The 19,672-nt window shown below is 63.2% G+C and carries 24 protein-coding genes; 16 read left to right on the top strand and 8 right to left on the bottom strand.

Going from position 1 to position 19,672, the window contains the following annotated elements; genetic code table 11:
* Nucleotides 1-84: 84 nt before the first annotated feature.
* The 6 genes from trhA to LB571_RS01070 all read right to left on the bottom strand — a co-directional run bounded on the left by trhA (nt 85) and on the right by LB571_RS01070 (nt 5,256).
* A complete protein-coding gene (trhA, locus tag LB571_RS01095) occupies nt 85-771 on the bottom strand; it encodes a PAQR family membrane homeostasis protein TrhA (protein WP_224591684.1) in 687 nt (228 codons plus the stop codon).
* 135 nt (nt 772-906) lie between these two features.
* Nucleotides 907-1,707, bottom strand: a complete 801-nt coding sequence (locus LB571_RS01090; protein WP_140616630.1) for an inositol monophosphatase family protein — start codon at nt 1,705-1,707, stop codon at nt 907-909.
* Between the two features lie 89 nt (nt 1,708-1,796).
* On the bottom strand, nt 1,797-2,363 hold the full coding sequence (gene efp / locus LB571_RS01085; RefSeq protein ID WP_015315249.1) for an elongation factor P: 567 nt from the start codon (nt 2,361-2,363) through the stop codon (nt 1,797-1,799).
* Nucleotides 2,364-2,528: 165 nt separating this feature from the next.
* Nucleotides 2,529-3,524 (bottom strand): tetratricopeptide repeat protein, encoded by a 996-nt coding sequence (locus tag LB571_RS01080; RefSeq protein ID WP_085986614.1) that lies wholly within the window; start codon nt 3,522-3,524, stop codon nt 2,529-2,531.
* 46 nt (nt 3,525-3,570) lie between these two features.
* The gene (locus LB571_RS01075) at nt 3,571-4,218 is read right to left on the bottom strand and encodes a thiamine phosphate synthase (protein ID WP_224591681.1); all 648 of its coding nucleotides are present in this window, start codon (nt 4,216-4,218) and stop codon (nt 3,571-3,573) included.
* Nucleotides 4,219-4,350: 132 nt separating this feature from the next.
* Entirely contained in the window at nt 4,351-5,256 is a 906-nt protein-coding gene (locus tag LB571_RS01070; protein WP_224591678.1) for a DMT family transporter, read from the bottom strand.
* Nucleotides 5,257-5,388: 132 nt separating this feature from the next.
* On the opposite strand from LB571_RS01070, the gene LB571_RS01065 reads away from it, so the two are divergent.
* The 3 genes from LB571_RS01065 to LB571_RS01055 all read left to right on the top strand — a co-directional run bounded on the left by LB571_RS01065 (nt 5,389) and on the right by LB571_RS01055 (nt 7,537).
* Nucleotides 5,389-5,841, top strand: a complete 453-nt coding sequence (locus tag LB571_RS01065) for an Lrp/AsnC family transcriptional regulator (protein WP_015315253.1) — start codon at nt 5,389-5,391, stop codon at nt 5,839-5,841.
* A 91-nt stretch (nt 5,842-5,932) separates the two neighbouring features.
* Nucleotides 5,933-6,661, top strand: a complete 729-nt coding sequence (locus LB571_RS01060) for a class I SAM-dependent methyltransferase (protein WP_140616633.1) — start codon at nt 5,933-5,935, stop codon at nt 6,659-6,661.
* Nucleotides 6,662-6,766: 105 nt separating this feature from the next.
* Nucleotides 6,767-7,537, top strand: coding sequence for a sulfite exporter TauE/SafE family protein (locus LB571_RS01055; protein ID WP_015315255.1), 771 nt, complete (start codon nt 6,767-6,769; stop codon nt 7,535-7,537).
* A 13-nt stretch (nt 7,538-7,550) separates the two neighbouring features.
* Here the strand turns inward: LB571_RS01055 and LB571_RS01050 are convergent, their stop codons facing one another.
* Nucleotides 7,551-8,102, bottom strand: coding sequence for a DUF2269 family protein (locus LB571_RS01050; protein WP_140616634.1), 552 nt, complete (start codon nt 8,100-8,102; stop codon nt 7,551-7,553).
* 327 nt (nt 8,103-8,429) lie between these two features.
* Between LB571_RS01050 and LB571_RS01045 the strand changes: the two genes are divergently transcribed.
* From LB571_RS01045 to LB571_RS01010, 8 genes are all read left to right on the top strand, one after another.
* Nucleotides 8,430-8,822 carry a hypothetical protein gene (locus tag LB571_RS01045; protein ID WP_015315257.1) on the top strand — a complete coding sequence of 131 codons (393 nt, stop codon included), beginning with the start codon at nt 8,430-8,432 and terminating at the stop codon, nt 8,820-8,822.
* Nucleotides 8,823-9,195: 373 nt separating this feature from the next.
* Nucleotides 9,196-9,729: a DUF1465 family protein gene (locus LB571_RS01040; protein ID WP_015315258.1), complete on the top strand. Its 534-nt coding sequence runs from the start codon at nt 9,196-9,198 to the stop codon at nt 9,727-9,729.
* A gap of 92 nt (nt 9,730-9,821) precedes the next feature.
* Entirely contained in the window at nt 9,822-10,331 is a 510-nt protein-coding gene (gene ruvC, locus LB571_RS01035) for a crossover junction endodeoxyribonuclease RuvC (RefSeq protein ID WP_224591675.1), read from the top strand.
* 55 nt (nt 10,332-10,386) lie between these two features.
* Complete coding sequence (locus LB571_RS01030) at nt 10,387-10,656, top strand: AbrB/MazE/SpoVT family DNA-binding domain-containing protein (RefSeq protein ID WP_015315260.1); 270 nt, start codon at nt 10,387-10,389, stop codon at nt 10,654-10,656.
* Nucleotides 10,634-11,053: a type II toxin-antitoxin system VapC family toxin gene (locus LB571_RS01025; RefSeq protein WP_140719995.1), complete on the top strand. Its 420-nt coding sequence runs from the start codon at nt 10,634-10,636 to the stop codon at nt 11,051-11,053. The genes LB571_RS01030 and LB571_RS01025 overlap by 23 nt, the downstream gene beginning before the upstream one ends.
* Nucleotides 11,054-11,081: 28 nt before the next feature.
* Complete coding sequence (gene ruvA / locus LB571_RS01020; protein ID WP_224591673.1) at nt 11,082-11,702, top strand: Holliday junction branch migration protein RuvA; 621 nt, start codon at nt 11,082-11,084, stop codon at nt 11,700-11,702.
* 43 nt (nt 11,703-11,745) lie between these two features.
* On the top strand, nt 11,746-12,783 hold the full coding sequence (gene ruvB / locus LB571_RS01015; protein ID WP_015315263.1) for a Holliday junction branch migration DNA helicase RuvB: 1,038 nt from the start codon (nt 11,746-11,748) through the stop codon (nt 12,781-12,783).
* Nucleotides 12,784-12,993: 210 nt separating this feature from the next.
* Nucleotides 12,994-13,890 (top strand): metallophosphoesterase, encoded by an 897-nt coding sequence (locus LB571_RS01010; protein ID WP_140616637.1) that lies wholly within the window; start codon nt 12,994-12,996, stop codon nt 13,888-13,890.
* Between the two features lie 8 nt (nt 13,891-13,898).
* Here the strand turns inward: LB571_RS01010 and LB571_RS01005 are convergent, their stop codons facing one another.
* Nucleotides 13,899-15,149 (bottom strand): glycoside hydrolase family 5 protein, encoded by a 1,251-nt coding sequence (locus LB571_RS01005; protein ID WP_224591670.1) that lies wholly within the window; start codon nt 15,147-15,149, stop codon nt 13,899-13,901.
* A gap of 53 nt (nt 15,150-15,202) precedes the next feature.
* On the opposite strand from LB571_RS01005, the gene ybgC reads away from it, so the two are divergent.
* The 5 genes from ybgC to tolB all read left to right on the top strand — a co-directional run bounded on the left by ybgC (nt 15,203) and on the right by tolB (nt 19,643).
* Complete coding sequence (ybgC, locus tag LB571_RS01000; protein WP_224591650.1) at nt 15,203-15,682, top strand: tol-pal system-associated acyl-CoA thioesterase; 480 nt, start codon at nt 15,203-15,205, stop codon at nt 15,680-15,682.
* Nucleotides 15,683-15,952: 270 nt separating this feature from the next.
* On the top strand, nt 15,953-16,663 hold the full coding sequence (gene tolQ / locus LB571_RS00995) for a protein TolQ (RefSeq protein ID WP_015315267.1): 711 nt from the start codon (nt 15,953-15,955) through the stop codon (nt 16,661-16,663).
* Nucleotides 16,664-16,672: 9 nt separating this feature from the next.
* Complete coding sequence (gene tolR / locus LB571_RS00990; protein ID WP_023784270.1) at nt 16,673-17,128, top strand: protein TolR; 456 nt, start codon at nt 16,673-16,675, stop codon at nt 17,126-17,128.
* A 7-nt stretch (nt 17,129-17,135) separates the two neighbouring features.
* Nucleotides 17,136-18,293 (top strand): TonB family protein, encoded by a 1,158-nt coding sequence (locus LB571_RS00985; RefSeq protein ID WP_015315269.1) that lies wholly within the window; start codon nt 17,136-17,138, stop codon nt 18,291-18,293.
* A 78-nt stretch (nt 18,294-18,371) separates the two neighbouring features.
* Nucleotides 18,372-19,643, top strand: a complete 1,272-nt coding sequence (gene tolB, locus LB571_RS00980) for a Tol-Pal system beta propeller repeat protein TolB (protein ID WP_224531044.1) — start codon at nt 18,372-18,374, stop codon at nt 19,641-19,643.
* Nucleotides 19,644-19,672 lie beyond the last annotated feature (29 nt).

The raw sequence follows: 19,672 nt of genomic DNA, 5'->3' as shown, positions 1-19,672 counted from the left end.
GTAGTTGGCAACTCTAAACGGAATTATGACCAAATTGAATGGTGCTTGGCAATATTGCCACAGGCGGCCTTTGGAGCCGGCGCATCAGAGGCGGTTGATGACGAGGCAGTCGACCATGGCCGCCAAATGCAGGCCGGCGCCGGTGACGACGAAGCCGTGCCACAGTGCGTTGTGGAAGCGCAGCGCCTTCCAGGCGAAGAAAATCACGCCACAGGAATAGACGACGCCACCGGCGACGATGAGCACGATCGACGTGCTCGGCAGCGTCTCGACGAGCGGCTTGACGAGAACGATGCCGCTCCAGCCGATGGCGAGATAGAAGACGATCGCCAGCCTGTCGAAACGGCCGGGGAAAAACACCTTGATGGCAATGCCCGTTGCGGCCGCGGCCCAGACCAGAACGATCATCCAGCGCGCCAGCGCAGAGTTTCCCAACTGGGCGAGAAAGGGTGTGTAGGTGGCGGCGATCAACAGATAGATCGCGGCATGATCGAAGCGCCGCAGGATCCATTTCGCGGGCGAGGTCACCGGCCACAGATTGTAGGTCAGCGATACCGAGAGCACGGTGAGCAGCGACACGACATAGAAGGCGGCGGCGATATACTCGCCAGGCCCGACCCGGAAGGCGGCGAGCGCCAGCAGTGCCGAACCGGCCGCGATCGCCAGCACGATCCCGACAGCATGGACGATCCCGTCGGCGATCATCTCGGCGCGCGAATAGTGCCAGCGTCCGATGAAGGGAATCTCGATCTGTGGCGGGGTACTGGTCATCTATCGTCCTGCATCACCCCATATCTGGGCAACCGACGGACAGTATTTCAAGCTTTGTTTGCGGTTTTACGACTGCGCGCTTTGCCTTGACGCAATGCCAGATGCAAAACCGCGAACATTTTTCCCGGAATTGCTTCAGCGCGGCGGGAGCGGCTTTTTCACCGTCTTCAGCAATGCGCGCTGGATGATCTCGTTGCCGGCGACGACCGTGCCGGTGTCCAGCATGTCCTGTCCGCCATCCATGTCGGAGGCGAAGCCGCCCGCTTCGCGGATCAAGAGCAGGCCGGCGGCCATGTCCCAAGCCGACAGGCCCACTTCCCAGAAGCCGTCCATGCGGCCGGCGGCGACATAGGCAAGATCGAGCGAGGCGGAGCCCATGCGGCGGACGCCGGAGACCTCGGCCATGACGTTGCGCAGTTCGACCAGGAAATTGCCGTGATGGCCCCGGCCGAGATGCGGCACGCCGCAGCCGATCACCGTGTCGACAAGCTTGGTGCGGCCGGCAACGCGCAGGCGCCGATCATTCATGAAGGCGCCGCCGCCGCGCTCGGTGGTGTAGAGCTCGTCCATGGCGGGATTGTAGACGACCCCCGCCACGATCTGGCCCTGGCGCTCCAGTGCGATCGAGACGGCGAAAAGCGGGATGCCGTGCAGGAAATTGGTGGTGCCGTCGAGCGGGTCGACGATCCAGCGGTGCTGGCTGTCATCGCCGGCGATGGCGCCGCGCTCTTCCATCAGGAAGCCGTAGCCAGGACGTGCCTTCGACAGTTCGGCGAAAACGATGTCCTCGGCCTTGCGGTCGGCCTGGCTGACATAGTCGCCGGGGCCCTTCATCGAGACTTGCAGGTTCTGGACCTCGCCGAAGTCGCGCGACAGCGAGCGGCCGGCCTTCATTGCGGCCTGAACCATGACGTTGAGGAGGGCTGAGCGTGCCATAGTGCTTCTTCCTGGTGCGGCGCTTTAAATTCTGTCTCGATGCATGCCGGCGACCCAAACCGGGGCCACTTCCGGGCGACATGCATGCATCAGTCGGCGCGGCGCACGTAAGTGATTTCGTTGGTGTCGACGATGATGCGTTCGCCGGCGCCGATGAAGGGCGGCACCAGCACGCGAATGCCATTTTCCAGCACCGCCGGCTTGTAGGAGGATGCCGCCGTCTGGCCTCTCACCACGGGATCCGCCTCGGTGATGGTCAGTGTCACGTAATCGGGCAGCGAAATGCCGATCGGCCGCTCCTCGTAGAGCTGAACCGTCACCATCATGCCGTCCTGCAGGAACGCGGCGCGGTCGCCGACGAAATCCTTGTTCAGTTCGAGCTGCTCGTAGCTTTGGGTGTCCATGAACACCAGCGCGTCGTCCTGCTCGTAGAGGAAGGAGAAGTCCTTCAGGTCCAGCCGGATCTGCTCGACCGTTTCGGCCGAACGGAAGCGCTCGTTGAGCTTGGTGCCGTTGATGAGGTTCTTCAGCTCAACCTGGTTGTAGGCGCCGCCCTTGCCGGGCTTGACGGTGTTGGTCCTGACCGCCACCCAGAGGCCGCCATCGTGTTCGATGACGTAGCCGGGGCGGATTTCGTTGCCATTGATCTTGGCCATGATGATGGGATCCGGGATGCTGCCAACGGCCGGGCCATTGGTATGGGATGTTCGCCGTGACAGGCGATTTAAGGCTCCAAGACCACAAATCGCCCGGAGAGGCAAGGGAGGGCGGGTTGCGGCTGAGCAACGGGGGCGGGCACCGGCCGGTTCCGCCTACCGCCATCAGGGCAGGCGGTTGGCCTTCTGCAGGGCCTGCTTGGTCTGGTCGTCGCTCAGCCCTTGCAGGAAATCGTCCATCTGCTGATCGATGAGACCGGCGCGGCGGGCGACGATGTACCAGGCGCCGGCGAGCACGAGGTCGGGATCGGTGCCGATGCCTTGCATATAGAGTTTTGCCAGCCGGTTCTGCGCCGCGACATTGCCGCCTTCGGCGGCTTGCTTCGTCCAGCCGAAGGCCGATTTCAGGTCACGCGCGCCGCCGCGGCCCTCGATCATCCAGGCGGCGAGATCGATCTGCGCGGTGTCGTAGTTCTGACGGGCGGCCTGCGCCAGCAGCCGCCGTGCCTGTGCATCGTCGCGCGGCTTGCCGCCGACGCCGTTGGCATAGATCTGCGACATGGCGTACTGCGCGTCGGCAAGACCGGTCGCGGCGGCGCGCTCATAGTAGGAAACCGCCTTGGCCAGGCCGGCGTTGCCGGGATCCTGCTGGACCAGCATCTGCGCGAAATTGAACTGCGCAAGCTGATTGCCGGCTTCGGCGGCGGCCTGCATCAGGGCGTAGGCTTCCTTCGCGTCCTTCTTGACGTAGCGGCCGTCGAGCAGCATCAGCGCATATTGGAACTGCGATTCCGGCACACCCTGCTCGGCGGCAAGCGCGTACCATTTCGCGGCTTCGGCCGCGTTCAACGGCACGCCCAACCCACGCGACAAGATCTCGGCCACCAGCGTCTGCGCCGCCGGATCGCCATTCTGCGCGCGGACCAGCGCCAGATTATAGGCGGTCTTGTAAAGACCACGCTGGAAGGCACCATAGGCAGCGTCCGCCGGCTTGGCGCCAAAGCGGTCGGGATTGACGCTGTCGGCCGATGGCAACGGCGCGGGCTCGGATGTAGTGGCGGGCTGCGGCAGCTGCTTTTCGATCGGCTTGTCGGTGTGCACGCCGGTTTCAGGCTTGGGCTGCGGCAAGGGTATGGTTTCGGCGGCGGCGGCCTGGATCATCACCGCCGCGAGCAGGGCCTGAAGGGAAAGCCTTGCCAGGAACACGTCAGTCCTCGAGGCGCGGCGCTGTTTCGTCGAGCAGCGCATTGGCCCGGGCGATCGCCGCCTTCGGATCGATGCCGTCGGCGAACAGGGCGCTCGACAGCGCGACGAATTCGGCGCCGGTGGCGGCCACGGTTTCGACAGAGGCAAGATCGGAACCGGCCTCGACGATGCAGGGGATCTGGATCATCTGCGCCCACCATTGCCCCAATGACAGGTTGCGCGGATGCGGCTCGGGCTTGTTGTCGTAGCCGAACCGGCCGAAGAAAATGTAGTCGGGCCGGGCTTCGCCGAGTTCGAGCGCGTCGTCACGCGTCTTGGCGCCGCCGGCGCCGACCGTCATTTTCGCCTGGAAATGTTCGATCGTCTCGGCGAGTTCGGCCTTGGAGACCTCGACATGGATGCCGTCGGCCTGGACGCGGCCCGCGATGCGGGTGTCGCCAGCGATAATGACGGCCACTCCGGCGGCCTGCGCGACCGGCACGATACGCTCGGCGAAGGCCTGGAAGGAGGCCTCGTCCATGCCGTTCTCGGGCAGGATCAGCGAGGCGACATCGCCGCCGTCGAATGCGGCCGTGATCCGATCCGCCGACACGCCGGACGGCGCGATCAGCACGATGCGGCAGCGGTTGGGGGGCGTTGCGTCATTCATGGTTCTTCGATCCCGGGTTTCGCCTATGCCGGGCGAAGATGGTTGGATTGCGGCATAGAGCAAACTGCCCGCTTTGAACAGGCGGGCAGCCGGATCGCGATTTTTGATCCGCCGGGCAGCCGGCGCGTCGCCTTACCTGATCGGCTCGGGGCTCGCGGCGGCCGGTCTCGGTTTCCACAATGTCCAGCCGAGGTTCATGCCGGCGGCCGCGATCAGGATGGCGGCGGCGCCGACGACCTGGCTGAGATGCAGCCGGTGGCCGAAGGCGGTGACATCGACCAGGATGGCAACGACCGGATAAATGAAGGACAGCGACCCCTGCAGATGCGTCGGCAGCTTCTGGATGGCGCCGTACATAAGGATGTACATCAGGCCGGTGTGGACGATGCCGAGCGTTGCCAGCATGGCCCAGCTCCATGGATCGCCGGGGAGATGCGCGAAATTGGCGAAGGGCGCGAGCATGACGACGCCGACGCAGACCTGAATCAGCGCGATCAGATGCGGTGGCGTGCCCTTGAGCTTCTTGGTGACGATTGCCGCGACGGCCCAGAAAAAGGCGGCGGCCAGGGCCATCAGGATGCCCGCGAAATAGTTCGTGCCGACATCAGCGGCATCGGGAGCAGCGGCGACGATCAGCAGCATGCCGGCGAAGGCGATTGCCAGCCATGTCAGCTTGGTCAATGTCAGCCGCTCGGCGAACAAGAGCGCGCCGAAGCCGACCAGCATGAAAGGCTGCGTGTTGTAGACGGCGGTGGCGATCGAGATCGACGCGCGCGAGAAGGCGCTGAACAAGAGCAGCCAGTTGATGACGATCGCCGCACCCCCAAGCGCGGCAAGGCCGATGACGCGCAACGACAGCCTGTTGCGCAGTAATCCAAGCGAAGCGCAGATGAAGAGCAGCGTCAGCGCGCCGAACGCGCAGCGCCAGAACACGACATCCATGATCGGCTGACCGGACATGATGACGAACCAGCCGATCGTTCCCAGGATCGCCATTGCGGCCGACATTTCGACCGTGCCTCGTACCGTATCGTTCATAATAAGCCTCTGAACCCGTTGAGGCGGCATAATCTCATGTGAGGTCTGGGCTATCCATCTCCTAGGAAAGGCAATATAATGATAGTGCCTAATTAAATTAGGCATCCGCTCGAAATCAACGAGAAATAGAAAATGCTGGATGATTTAGACCGAAATCTGCTGGAAATCCTGGTCAGGGATGCGCGAACCTCGCTGAAGGATCTGGCGGCCCAGGTCGGGCTATCGTCGCCGAGCGTTTCGGAGCGGCTGCGGCGCCTCGAGGAGCGCGGCGTCATCCGGGCGTTCACCGTCGAGATCGATCCGCTGGCGCTCGGCTATACGCTGCAGGCGATCGTGCGGATCAAGCCTCTGCCGGGCAAGCTGCACATCGTTCAGAAATTGATCGAGGAGATTGAGGCGTTTGGCGAATGCGACAAGGTGACCGGCGACGACTGCTTCGTCGCCCGGCTGTTCGTGCGCTCGATCGGCGACCTCGACGGCATTCTCGATCGCATCGCCGACAAGGCCGAGACCAGCACCGCCATTATCAAGGCACAGCCGATCCGGCGGCGACCGCCGCCACTGGGGTTGCCGGCGGCCTCGTAGGCTTGACACGGCATGGCAGTGGTGGAAAGGCGCGGCCAGTCCACCATATGTCAGTCTTCCGCCGGATGACCGTCCGAGGAGCCAAAAAAAGATGGCGCAGAACATTTACGATCAACCCGATTTCTTTGCGGGCTACAGCCAGCTTGGCCGCTCCGTCGAAGGCCTGGATGGTGCCGCCGAGTGGCCGGCGTTGCGCGCGATGCTGCCCGATGTCGGTGGCCTGAGGGTCGTCGACCTCGGCTGCGGCTTTGGCTGGTTCTGCCGCTGGGCACATGAAAATGGAGCGAGGGAAGTCCTTGGGCTGGACCTCTCGGAGAAGATGCTGGCCCGTGCGAGAGCGGCCGGCCCGGACACCGGCATCACCTACGAGAGAGCCGACCTCGACCAGCTCAGCCTGCCGCAAGGCGGCTTCGACCTCGCCTACAGTTCGCTCGCCTTGCATTACGTCGAAGACATTGAGCGCCTGTTCGGGGCCGTGCACGAAGCCCTGTTGCCCGGCGGGCATTTCGTCTTCTCGACCGAGCATCCGATCTACATGGCGCCGACCAATCCGGGCTGGTCGATCGATGGGGAGGGGAAAAGGACCTGGCCTGTCGACCAATATCTGGTGGAAGGGCCGCGCAAGACCAACTGGCTGACCAAGGGGGTGGTGAAACATCACCGCACCATCGGCACCACGCTCAACGCCCTGATCCGCGCGGGTTTCACCATCGAGCATGTCGAGGAATTCCGTCCGACGGACGCGCAGATCGCGGCCAGACCGGACCTGGCGGAAGAACTCGAGCGGCCGATGTTCCTGCTGGTTTCGGCGTGCCGATAGAATAGGGGCATGGCGAGGCGCGCGGGTTGCTTTTGCTGTCGCTCGACTCAAGATTGTGGGCTATTCAGGCGTCGACGCGCTTTCCCTCCAGATCAGTTCCTCCTCATGTCAGGCCTGCTTCTCGATCCGTGGTTCTACGCGGCCGCCATTCCGGCGGTCATCCTGGTCGGCCTGTCCAAGGGCGGCTTCGGCGGCGCGGTTGGTTTCGTCGGCGTGCCGCTGATGGCGCTGACCATGCCGCCGGTTCAAGCGGCCGCCATCCTGCTGCCCATCCTGTGCCTGATGGACATCGTCTCGGTGTGGACATGGTGGGGCGTGTACGACCGCAAGATGCTGGTCGACATGATGCCGGGCGCCATCGTGGGCATCGGGCTTGGCTGGCTGACGGCGGCACTGGTCACCGAGGAAGCGGTGCGGCTCATCGTCGGCGCCGTTGCCATCATCTTCGTGCTGCGCTGGCTTTACCTGCAATTTCGTCATGGTTCCGACCATGCGGCCGCACCTAATCGCGTGGCCGCGGCCATATGGGGCACGGTCGCAGGCTTCACCAGCTTCGTCGCCCATGTCGGCGGCCCGCCCTTCCAGGTCTATGCCTTGCCGATCCGGCTCGACCCCAAGGTGTTGTCGGGCACGGCAGCGATCTTCTTCGCCGCTACCAACGCCCTGAAACTCATCCCCTATTTCGCGCTCGGCCAGTTCGACACCGCCAATCTGACGGCGTCCGCCGTGCTGATGCCGCTGGCGCCACTGTCGACCATCGCCGGTGCCTGGCTGGTGCGGCGGATGCGGCCAGAAATTTTTTATCCCTTCACCTATGCGACCGTGGCGGTCGTGGCAGTGAAGCTTCTGTGGGACGGGATCGCCGGCATCATGTAGCGCTCCAGCCGCGTCAGGCGGCGCTGGGCACCATGCGTCTTGGCCGGCTGAGCGCCATTGTGGCACCGGCGGCAAGGACCACCACCATGCCGGCGAGAATCCCGACGTCGTGCAGGGTAGGCTTCAGAACCATGTCGGTGATGATGATGAGCATGACCGCATAGTCGAAGCGCGCCGCCCGCAGGATGCGCTGTCCATAGCCAAGTGCCGCAGGCGTCACGCCATCCCTGGCGATCATCGCGCCCATGCGGTCGGCGGTCGGCTTGAAGACGAACATGCCAATGCAGAAGGTCGTGGCGTATCCGGCAAGCCCGATCAGGACCCAGAGATCGGAGAAGCCGACCCAGAACGAGCACATGATCAATCCGAAGACCAATGTCAGCATCGACATCGGAGCGAAGAAGCGGTTGCCCAGTTCGCCAGTGGCGCGCATCGCCTGCAGCGTTCCCTGGATGTTGCCGGCGCGATCCGCCAGCGTCGCCAGCACCATCAGCGTGAAGCCGCCGCCGACCCAAAGCATCGCCGAAAGGATGTGCAGCAATTTGATGATGGAATACCAATCCATGGCTTTTTCCCCGATGTCCAATGGTTGCTGGCGAGGCCGCGCCATTGCCCGCCCGCCGCTTCGATGCCGCAGCGTTTAGCGCCGCGGCTGTTTCAGGACGATGTCGTGGAAAAACCGGCTGTGTTTCAGGCTGCCGGCTAACGAAAGGAGAGACTAATTTGATGAACCCACCGCCCGGTTTTCTGCTATCGTCGGCAGCGTCGGGGAGCGACATCGTCCGGAAACACTGCCGATGCTAGTGCCGACGCCGGAAGTCCGGCGGCGACAGCGCTCGCCTGACGATCAACCCATTCCCAGCTTGGGAAAAAGGCAATTCGGGGGACTAATATGCAAGGGGTAGCACGGAATTTCTTCACGCTGGCGATCATCTACGCGTTGTGCGGCATGGCGCTCGGCATCCACATGGCGATCAGCGAAGACCACGGCCAGATGCCGACCCACGCCCACACGATGGTGGCCGGTTGGTTGATGTCGGCGGTTTTCGCGTTCTTTTACCACCTGTTTCCGGCTGCCGGGCAAAAGACGCTGGCCCTTGTCCATTTCTGGCTGACGGCAATCAGCGGCATCGGGCTGATGATCGGCCTTTATATACTGCTTGCCGGAAATCCGGGGATCGAGCCGTTGCTGGGGATATCTTCGATCGGCTTCTACGCAGGCATGCTGCTGTTTGCCTTCATCGCCTTGCCGGTGGTGTGGAAAAAAAGCCTGAGTGAAGGCTGAAACCCAGCCGGTGCGGCTGTGTTGTTACGGCACAGGAGCACGGTGTTGGGTAAAAAAACATCAGAGCCGTTAAGGGTTCATTAAGCTTTACAGGCGTTTACTATGTCCATCCAGTGATCTGGATTCTTACCGAGTGGTTGGAGCCACTTTGTTTGACGCCTCCCTGTTAAACTCCTGAGAGCCGCCTTATCCGCGGCTCTTTTTTTGTCCGCACCCAGGCGGCATTCCGCACGGCCGAACGCCGTTAACCTTCTGTTAAACATGTGCTTGCCTTCACCCCGGACGAAGCGCATTTTCAAGCTTCAGTTTTATAGGGTCACGGGTGTATCGGCAGAGAGCCGAATCGGCCGGTCGCAAGTGCAGGGGCGTATCAATGAACGAGCCTTCGAAGGGCATTGCGAAAACCGTCAAGCTGGCGGAACGCCGGGTGTTTTCGCACTCCTTCAAACCGCTTTACCAGGAAGGCATGGGCCTGGTCGAACAGGCGGCGGAGTATCTCGACGGCAAGGGCCGGGCAGAGGCCAAGAAACTGTCGCGGCTGGCGGCCACGCTCTACGCGGCCGAATCGATGCGGCTGACCACCAGGCTGATGCAGGTTGCCTCGTGGCTGCTTTTGCAGCGTGCGGCGAATTCCGGCGAGATGACGCGCGATCAGGTCGCTTCGGAAAAATCCAAGGTGCGTCTCGACACCGCTTCCGCCCATGACGAGGCGGCCGGCTGGGCTGAACTGCCGACCGATTTTCTCGATCTCGTCAACCGGTCGTTGCGCCTGCAGGCATTGGTGCGCCGCATGGACGAAGAGATATATGGCGCAGGCGCCGTGGTCGACATGCAGCCCGTGGCTCGCCGGCCCAATCCGGTATCGGACCAGATCAGCTTGCTCAACACGGCGTTCGCTCGAAACTGAGAACGTCGAGGCCTTCCCGGTTGGTCGGGCAAATGTTTCCGGTTTGTTCACTTTTCGCTGGCATCGCTGTCCGCCGGAGGTACACTCACGGCATGGGGGACGCGATTCGCATCATCGGGATCGATCCGGGGCTCAGGCGCACCGGCTGGGGCATCGTCGAGAGCCTCGGCAATTCCTTGCGCTTTGTTGCTGCGGGCACCGTGCGCTCGGAGGACAAGGCGGCGCTGGCGGCGCGGCTTTGCCAGCTGCATAACGGGCTTGCCGAGATCCTGCATCGGGCGATGCCGCATGAAGCCGCGGTCGAACAGACCTTCGTCAACAAGGATGCCGTGGCGACGCTGAAGCTCGGCCAGGCGCGCGGCATCGCCATGCTGGTGCCGGCGCGCGCCGGCCTCGTCGTCGCCGAATATGCGCCGAACGCGGTGAAGAAAGCGGTGATCGGCGTCGGTCATGGCGACAAGAAGCAGATCCACATGATGGTGAAGGTGCTGTTGCCGAAAGCGATCTTCGACACCGAACATGCCGCCGACGCGCTGGCCATCGCGATTTGTCACGCGCATCACCGGCAAAGTGCCGCTTACCGGATGGCGCTTGCCGAATAGCAATGTTCTTGACTTGTTCACGCTGCGCGTGTAGTAATACCCTAGAGGTATTACCATGCGCGTGACCACCAAGGGCCAAGTCACAATCCCCAAGCCGATAAGGGACCATCTGGGCATCGGACCGGGCTCCGAGGTTGAGTTCGTGGCCACCGAGGAAGGGGCTCGGCTCGTTGCCGTCAATGAAAACCTGTCCGATGAAGAAGTCGCGCGCAGGTTCAGGAATATTCTCCACGGCATGGCGGGCACACTGGATCTGGGAGGCATGACCGCCGACGCTTACATGGAGTGGTTGAGAGGTCCGCGTGAAGATCTCGACGTTGATTGACACCAATGTCCTCATCGACGTTTGGGGGCCAACCGGGCCGCTGACGGAATGGTCAGCGTCTGCAATCGTTTCATGCCGTAGCGACGGCGCATTGGTCGTCAATACAATCGTCTGGTCTGAGCTCGCGCCGCTGATCCCGACGGAGACGGCGCTTCGAAGAGCCGTCGACATGCTCGAAATGGATCGCCAACTTGTACCTTGGGACGCGGCATTCCTTGCGGGCGTCACGCATTCCCGCTATCGCCGGGCCGGCGGCGTTCGGGAACGCATCTTGCCTGATTTCTTTATTGGTGCTCATGCGGCTGTTGCCGGACATCGTCTTTTGACCCGCGACGCCGCGCGCTATCGCAGTTATTTCCCCGATCTCGATATCATCTCTCCGGAAACGCACCCATGAGGGGCTTATCTCCCATGAAAGATCTGGCATGATCGGCAAGCTCAAGGGTACGCTCGACGAGGTCGACGAAGACCATTGTCTCGTCGATATCCACGGCGTCGGCTACGTCGCGTACTGCTCGACCCGCACGCTTGCCGCGCTGCCTTCGTCTGGCGAAGCGGTGGTGCTGTTCATCGAGACCTATGTGCGAGAGGACATGATCCGGCTCTATGGTTTCCAGTCGCAGCTCGAGCGCGAATGGTTTCGGCTGCTGATGAACAATGTGCCGGGTGTCGGCGCCAAGGTGGCGCTGGCCATCCTGTCGACGCTGGCGCCGGCTGACCTTGCCAATGCCATTGCACTGCGCGACATCGCCATGGTTTCCCGCGCGCCCGGCGTCGGCAAGAAGGTGGCCGAGCGCATCGTCACCGAATTGAAGGCCAAGGCGCCGGCCTATGCGGGCACCGCCACCGGCACCATTGGGCTCAAGCAGGAACTCGGCGAAGGCGTAGCGCCGGCGCCGATCACCGACGCCGTCTCGGCGCTGGTCAATCTCGGCTATTCCCGCGACACCGCCGCCAATGCGGTGTCAGCAGCGCTGAAGACGGCGGGCGAGGGCGCCGATGCGTCCAAACTGATCCGTTTTGGGTTGAAGGAACTGGCACGGTGAGCCATCGCTTGTCCGGGGCGCTGCCCTGTGCAAGGAAGGTCCCATGAGCCTTTCCCCCCGCCTCATTGCACCGGAAAAGCGCGGCGAGGATGCCGAGCAGACCCTGCGGCCGCAAACGCTTGACGATTTCGTCGGCCAAGCGGCGGTGCGGGCCAATCTCAAGGTCTTCATAGAGGCCGCCAAGGGCCGCAAGGAAGCGCTCGACCATGTGCTGTTCGTCGGACCGCCGGGGCTGGGCAAGACGACGCTGGCGCAGATCATGGCGCGCGAACTCGGTGTCAATTTCCGCTCGACCTCCGGGCCGGTCATCGCCAAGGCTGGCGATCTCGCGGCATTGCTTACCAATCTCGAAGAAGGCGACGTGCTGTTCATCGACGAGATCCACAGGCTCAACCCGGCGGTGGAGGAAATCCTTTATCCGGCGATGGAGGATTTCCAGCTCGACCTGATCATCGGCGAGGGTCCGGCGGCGCGTTCGGTGAAGATCGACCTAGCGCACTTCACGCTGGTCGCCGCCACCACGCGGCTCGGCCTGCTCACCAATCCGCTGCGCGACCGCTTCGGCATCCCGGTGCGGCTCAACTTCTACACCGTCGAGGAGTTGGAGCAGATCGTGCGGCGCGGCGCGCGCATCCTGCAGATGCCACTCGGCGACGACGGTGCGCTGGAAATCGCGCGGCGCGCGCGCGGCACGCCACGCATTGCCGGACGGCTGCTGCGGCGCGTGCGCGATTTCGCCTCGGTGGCCGGCGACGGCCATGTCGACCGCCTGATCGCCGACGAGGCCTTGACCCGGCTCGAAGTCGACGCGCTTGGCCTCGACGCCCTCGACCGCCGCTATCTCAGCATGATCGCCCGTAATTTCGGCGGCGGTCCGGTCGGCATCGAGACCATCGCCGCCGGCCTGTCCGAGCCGCGCGATGCCATCGAGGACATCATCGAGCCCTATCTGATCCAGCAGGGGTTCATCCAGCGCACACCACGCGGACGCATGCTGACCGCCAATGCCTGGCGCCATCTCGGCCTCGATGCGCCGAAGGATTTGGCGCAGCAGCAGATCAATCTGTTCCAGGAAGAATAGCCACGCAAGCGATCAGGCGCGGGTTTCGCGGACTAGCGATCAAGCATCAGTGAACGGGCCTGCGCAAATTCTCCTCATCTTCGCCGGCTTACCGGCGTATTGCTGGATTGTATCGGGTTCGCTGCATCCATGCATGTCCTCCTCCCGACCGAGATCGCTTTTGGGCGACATGTAGCAGCGCATGCCGAAATGAGGTGCCGGAGCCACTTGATGATAACCAGACGCGGGTTCCTGCGCTTTATCGGCGGGTCGTTCCTGTCGGTCGCCTCCTTCAGCGCCTACGCCGTCGGTATCGAGCCGATGCTGCTGACGCATGTGAAGCGCTATGCGCTGACGCCACCGCATTGGCCGGCCGGATTGAAGCTGCGCGTCGTCGCGCTCGCCGACATCCATGCTTGCCGGCCGTGGATGACGCCGGAGCGGATCGCTTCGCTTGCCGAAGAGGCGAATGCCTTGCAGCCGGACCTGATCGTGCTGCTCGGCGACTACATAGCCGGCATGCGCCTGGTGTCGCAAAGGGTGACGCCGCCGGAATGGGCTGGCGCCCTGTCGGGCCTCAAGGCGCCGCTCGGCGTGGTGTCGATCCTCGGCAATCACGACTGGTGGGCCGACGGCTTTGCGCAGCGTGCCGAAGTCGGCCCGACGATCGCGCGCAAGGCTCTGGAGAAAGCCGGCATCCCGGTGCTGGAGAACGACGCCGTGCGTCTGGAAAAGGACGGACATGGCGTCTGGATCGCGGGCCTCGCCGATCAGTTGGCGCTGTTGCCGAAAAAGAAGCACGAGCCTCCCAGGGGATTGGACGATCTCGACGGCACGCTGGCCAAGATCAGCGACGCCGCGCCCGTCATCCTGCTGGCGCACGAACCGGACATTTTTCCAAAAGTGCCGTGGCGTGTGTCGCTGACGCTATCGGGACACACCCATGGTGGGCAGGTGCGGCTGTTCGGCTATTCGCCGATCGTGCCATCCCAGTTCGGCAATCGCTACGCCTATGGCCATGTCGTCGAGAACGACCGCAACCTCATCGTCTCGGGCGGGCTTGGCTTCAGCAATTTGCCGATCCGTTTCGGAATGCGTCCGGAAATCCTGCAGATCGACCTCGGCTGACTGGCGCGTCATGGCAGACCTCGGATTGTGTCCAGCACGTCAGGCTCGGCCTTGTCGCCATTGAACGCGTCGACGATACCGAAAGCCCCGCCATAGCTCCACACCGACCATGAGAAGCCATGTGCTTCGGCCCGAGCGATCATGTCCCTGACATAGGCGGCCCGATACTCGGCCGGCATCACATAGGCATTGCCATACTCCTGGCGGATCATGCCGAACTCGCCCAGCGTGATGTCTTCCGGCTTGATGCCGTTGGCCCTCGCCCAAGCCTCGACAGCCTTGAACGGCGCATCCATCAGGCCAAGCAGCTTGTCGGCGCTGTCCATGCTGGCGACCTGCTCGTCGAGATAGGCAAGCAGGCCATGCTGCCGTGTCCACGGCGCCTCGGCCTTGATCCGGGCGCGGATGGTGTCCAGCGTCACATCAAGCTGCGCCTTCGGCACCGCGGTCAAAGGATAGGGCAGGCCGGTCACATAGGGAATGAAGTCGCCGGCCCAGGTCGCGCCCTGATGGGTGAGCAGGAACGGGTCATAGGAGTGGAAGGTCCAGATGACGTTGTCGTCGGGGATCGTCTTGGGGTCGATCTTTTCCAGAGACGAAGCAGCGGAATAGCAAGCTCCGGTCAGGATCAGCGTCAGTTTCGTCGCCGAGGCGCGCGCCGCCGCGAACAGCTTGCGCTGGCGGTCAGGCCACAGGCTGGTGCCGTCGCTGTCGCAATCGACGATCGGCTCGTTCATGGGTTCGAAAGCGACCTTCTCGGGATCTTCGGCGGCCAGCGTGCGCGCCATGCCGCGAACCACCTCGACATAGCGGTCGAAGGTCGCGAGGTCGTCCATCACTTCGCCCATGCCGATCTTGCCGCCGCCGCCGGCCGGGATCAGGTGCATGTCGACGATGACCTTCAGTCCGGCGCGATTGATCATGCGCGCCGAGTCCAGCACGCTGGCATAGAGTTGGTCACGAAGGTCCGTTGTCTTGTCCGAGAGAAAAGGCGACGGATCGACCGGCATGCGCAGGAAATCGAAGCCGGCATCCTTCAGCGCCTTGAGGTCGTCCTCGTTGAGGAATTTGCGCCATTCCGGGTAGGGCAGGATGGCCTTGGCATCACCCCACTGGTCCTCGCCGGGCCAGGTGACCCACTGGTCGAGATTGAGACCGCGCTTCATCGTGAAGGTCGCCGCCTCACCCGACAGTGTAGAAGCGGCCAGCGCCAGCACGACCGCCATCAAGGTCTTGATCATCGTCGTTAACAGTGCCATCGGGTTCATGCGCCAAAAATACCTGCCGCGTCGGCATCCAAAAGGGAAGCGCAATGGGCGATCATGGTGAATCCGCGGCATTGCTGGCAGGGCTTTCCGGTGCGCTGACCGCGTTCGGCCACCGGCTGATGGCGCGGGTCTATTATGCCGATACCGATTTCTCGGGTGTCGTCTATCACGCGCGCTATCTGGAATTCCTCGAGCGCGGCCGCTCCGACTATCTCAGGCTCACCGGCGTGCATCACACCGAACTCGCCGACGGCAAGCACGGCGAGAAGATCGTGTGGGTGGTGCGCCGCATGGAGATCGACTTCCGCATCCCCGCCCGTATCGATGACATCCTGACCGTCGACACCCGCACCGAGACCATTTCCGGCGCGCGTATCTTCATGGCGCAGCAGCTCAAGCGCGGCGATGAGGTGCTGGTCGAGGCCAAGGTCGAGGCGGCGATCATCGGCGAGAACGGCCGGCCGAGGCGTTTTCCCAGGGAATGGGTGGCGGCGTTCATGCCCAAGGTCTTTCCCCAGGACTGATTGGACGGATCGCGTGCCGACTTCGCCAGCGCCGCCGCTGGGGCGCGGCAATGCGCCGCGCCTTACGGACTAACCCATCCTTAACCATAACGGTTCATGAAGAGATTGGTGAAGATTGGCGTTATCCAGCGCCTTCCTTTCACCAATATTTGCCCCGAAAAGGCCGCTAACGGCACGGTTTGGGGTGTCCGGTAGCTTCGTGCGAACCGACCACAAGGGATGCCATGGGCCAGCCGCCAGCTTCGCCCGGAAAATCTTAAGGACGTAACGATGGAAAATATCGCACTCGCCGAACCGGGCGCGCAATTGTCGATTTGGGCCTTGTTCATGCAAGCCAGCTGGGTGGTCAAGCTGGTCATGATCGGGCTGCTCTGCGCCTCGGTGTGGACCTGGGCGATCATCGTCGACAAGCTGGTTGCCTATGGCCGCATGCGTCTGGCGCTGAACCGCTTCGAGCAGGTTTTCTGGTCCGGGCAGTCGCTGGAGGAACTCTACCGCACTCTTGCCGACCGCAAGACGACAGGCATGGGCGCCATCTTCGTCGCCGCCATGCGCGAATGGAAGAAGAGTTTCGAGAAAGGCGCCAAGTCGCCGCTCGGCCTGCAGACCCGCATCGACAAGGCCATGGACCTGGCGCTGACCCGTGAGATGGAAAAGCTGGAGGGCCGCCTCGGCTTTCTCGCCACCACCGGCTCGGCGGCACCTTTCATCGGCCTGTTCGGCACCGTCATCGGCATCATGACCTCGTTCCAGGCCATCGCCGGCTCAAAGAACACCAGTCTCGCGGTGGTCGCGCCCGGCATCGCCGAGGCGCTGCTGGCGACGGCCATCGGCCTGCTCGCCGCCATTCCGGCGGTCATCGCCTATAACAAGCTGTCATCAGATGCGAGCAAGATCGCCGTGCGGATGGAGGGGTTCTCCGACGAGTTCTCCGCCATACTCTCGCGCCAAATCGATGAAAAAGTCGCGCCGAAGGCCTGAGGGACGATCATGGGAATGTCTGTAGGCGCAGGTGGTGGACGTGGCGGCAGGGGTCATCGACGGCGCGGCCGTCACCATGCATTGATGTCGGAGATCAATGTTACGCCGATGGTCGACGTGATGCTGGTGCTGCTGATCATCTTCATGGTCGCCGCACCGATGCTGACGGTCGGCGTGCCGATCGACCTGCCCGACACGCAGGCCAAGGCGATGAATGCCGACACCCAGCCGATCACCGTGTCGATCGATGCGACCGGCAAGATCTTCCTGCAGGAAACCGAGATTCCGATCGAGGAGCTGGTGGCCAAGCTGCAGGCGATCTCGAAGACCGGCTATGAAGAGCGCATCTTCATCCGAGGCGACAAGTCGACCGACTACGGCACGGCGATGAAGGTGATGGCCCGCATTTCGGCCGCTGGCTACAAGAACATCGGCCTGGTTTCACTGCAGGAACAGGATCAATAGACGCGCGATGAGGACCGGCCTCACCACATCGGTGATCTTGCATACGGCGGTGCTGGCCTTCGGCCTGTTCACCCTGTCGGCGCCGGCCGCGCTTCCGTCCGCCGATGTCGAGTCCGTCGCGGTCGACATCGTGCCGATGGAAGCCATTGCGCAGACCCTGCAGGGCGACAAGAAGGCCGTGATGCATGAAAAGCCGGCGCCATTGCCGACGCAGCGTCCCGATATCGTGCCGAATGCGCAGAAGGTCGGCGAAAACAGCGTCGACACCGACAAGCCGATAACGCCTGAAGCCAAGCCGAAACCCGTCGACACGACCTCGGCTCCGGCGCCAGCACCGACCCCGAAGGAAATCCCGAAGACCGAGGACGTGCCGAAGCCGCAGGAAAAGCCCAAGCCCATTCCGGCGACGGAAGTGGCGCCAGCGCCGACGCCCAAGGAAGAGGTCAAGCCTGAGCCGGTCAAGCAGACCGAGCCGAAGCCCACTCCGGCAAAGCCCGCGCCGACACCGCCGCCGCAGGACAAGACCGCCGCCATCGATCCGACGCCCGAGGTCAAGCCCGACGCCGTCGCCGAGGCCATAGCCAAGGACCCGCCCACCGAGGAGACGCAGTTGCCGAATTCGGCGCCCGCGCCGGAGGCCCGGCCGAAGCCGCAGCCGGCACAGGCCGAAAGCGCCAAGGCGCCTGAACGCAAGGATGCCGACAAGCCGGTCAAGGAAGCCTCGTCCAAGCCAAAGTCGGACGACAAGCAGTTCAACGCCAACGAGATTTCGGCGCTGCTCGACAAGCAGAAGCCGTCCGGCGGCGGCGCCAAGCGCTCGACGCAGCAAGCGTCGCTCGGCGGCGACAAGGATCAGGGCCAGAAGCTGTCGAAGTCGGAGCAGGGCGCCCTGGAAAGCCAGCTCGGCGGTTGCTGGACCTTGCCGGCCGGGCTTGAAGGTTCGGAGAATTTCGTCGTCGTCGTCCGTTTCAACTTGAACAACTCCGGCAAGCTCGACGGCCGTCCTTCCGTTGAAACGTCGAGCGGCAACAGGCAGTTCGACGAGAGCGCGGTGCGCGCGGTTCAGAAATGCGACATGGCCGGCCTGCAGGTTCCCGCCGGCAAGCAGGACATCTGGAACGACATCCGGGTCACATTCGACCCAAGGGAGATGCTCGGCCTCTAGGCCCTGATATCCGAAGATCAGTATGAGAAGCGAGAAGACATGAAATCAATCCTCAAGCCGCTCCTGACCATTGCAGCCATGGCGCTGGGCATGACGGCCATCGTTCCGATGCCTGCCTGGGCGCTGGTCGAACTCAACGTCAACAAGGGCAATGTCGAGCCGTTGCCGATCGCCATCACCGATTTCCAGGGCGGCGACGCACTTGGCGCGCAGATTTCCCAGATCGTCACCGCCGACTTGAAGCGCTCCGGCCTGTTCGCGCCGATCGACAAGAGCGCCTTCATCGAGAAGATCGCCAATCCGGACGCAACCCCCCGCTTCGACGACTGGAAGGTGATCAATGCGCAGGCTCTGGTCACCGGCAGCGTCAGCAAGGAAGCAGACGGCCGCATCCGCGCCCAGTACCGGCTGTGGGACACATTCGCGGGGCAGCAGATGGCCGGTGAGCAGTTCTTCGCCAACGACGCCAATCAGCGCCGCGTCGCCCATATCATCGCCGACGCCATCTATGAGCGGCTGACCGGCGAGAAGGGCTATTTCGACACGCGCGTCGTCTTCATCGACGAGTCCGGCGCCAAGAACGCGCGTAAGAAGCGCCTCGCCATCATGGACCAGGATGGCGCCAACGTCCGCTACCTTTCGGACGGCAGGTCGATCGTGCTGACGCCGCGCTTCTCGCCGAACCGGCAGGAAATCACCTACATGTCCTATGAGAGCGGCCAGCCCAGGGTCTATCTCCTGCAGATCGAGACCGGGCAGCGTGAGCTGGTCGGCAATTTTCCAGGCATGACCTTTGCACCGCGCTTCTCGCCCGACGGCCAGAAGGTGATCATGAGCCTGCTGCGCGACGACGGCAATTCCAACATCTTCGCCATGGACCTGCGCAGCCGTTCGACGACGCGGCTGACCAACTCGACCGCCATCGACACCTCGCCTTCCTACTCGCCCGACGGCAGCAAGGTGGTGTTCACCTCCGACCGTGGCGGTCGCGCGCAGATCTACGTCATGGGCGCCGACGGATCGGGCCAGACCCGCATCTCCTTCGGCGACGGCGTCTATTCGACGCCGGTGTGGTCGCCGCGCGGCGACCTCATCGCCTTCACCAAGCAGAGCGGTGGCGAATTCCAGATCGGCGTCATGAAGACCGATGGCTCGGGCGAGCGCATCCTGTCGTCCGGCTTCCAGCAGGAAGGCCCGACCTGGGCGCCGAATGGCCGCGTGCTGATGTTCTTCCGCGACGCCAATGGCGGCCCGAAACTGGTTTCCGTCGATCTCACCGGCCGCAACGAGCAGCCGATCCCGACGACGAATTTTGCTTCGGATCCGGCCTGGTCGCCGCTGCTGGAATAGGGTCGGCTGAATTGCCACACACATGGAAA

This window comes from Mesorhizobium sp. BR1-1-4, from assembly GCF_020165375.1.
GTDB lineage: Bacteria > Pseudomonadota > Alphaproteobacteria > Rhizobiales > Rhizobiaceae > Mesorhizobium > Mesorhizobium australicum.
Note: the sequence above shows the minus strand (reverse complement) of the source record. Positions and strands in the feature narration are given on the sequence as shown.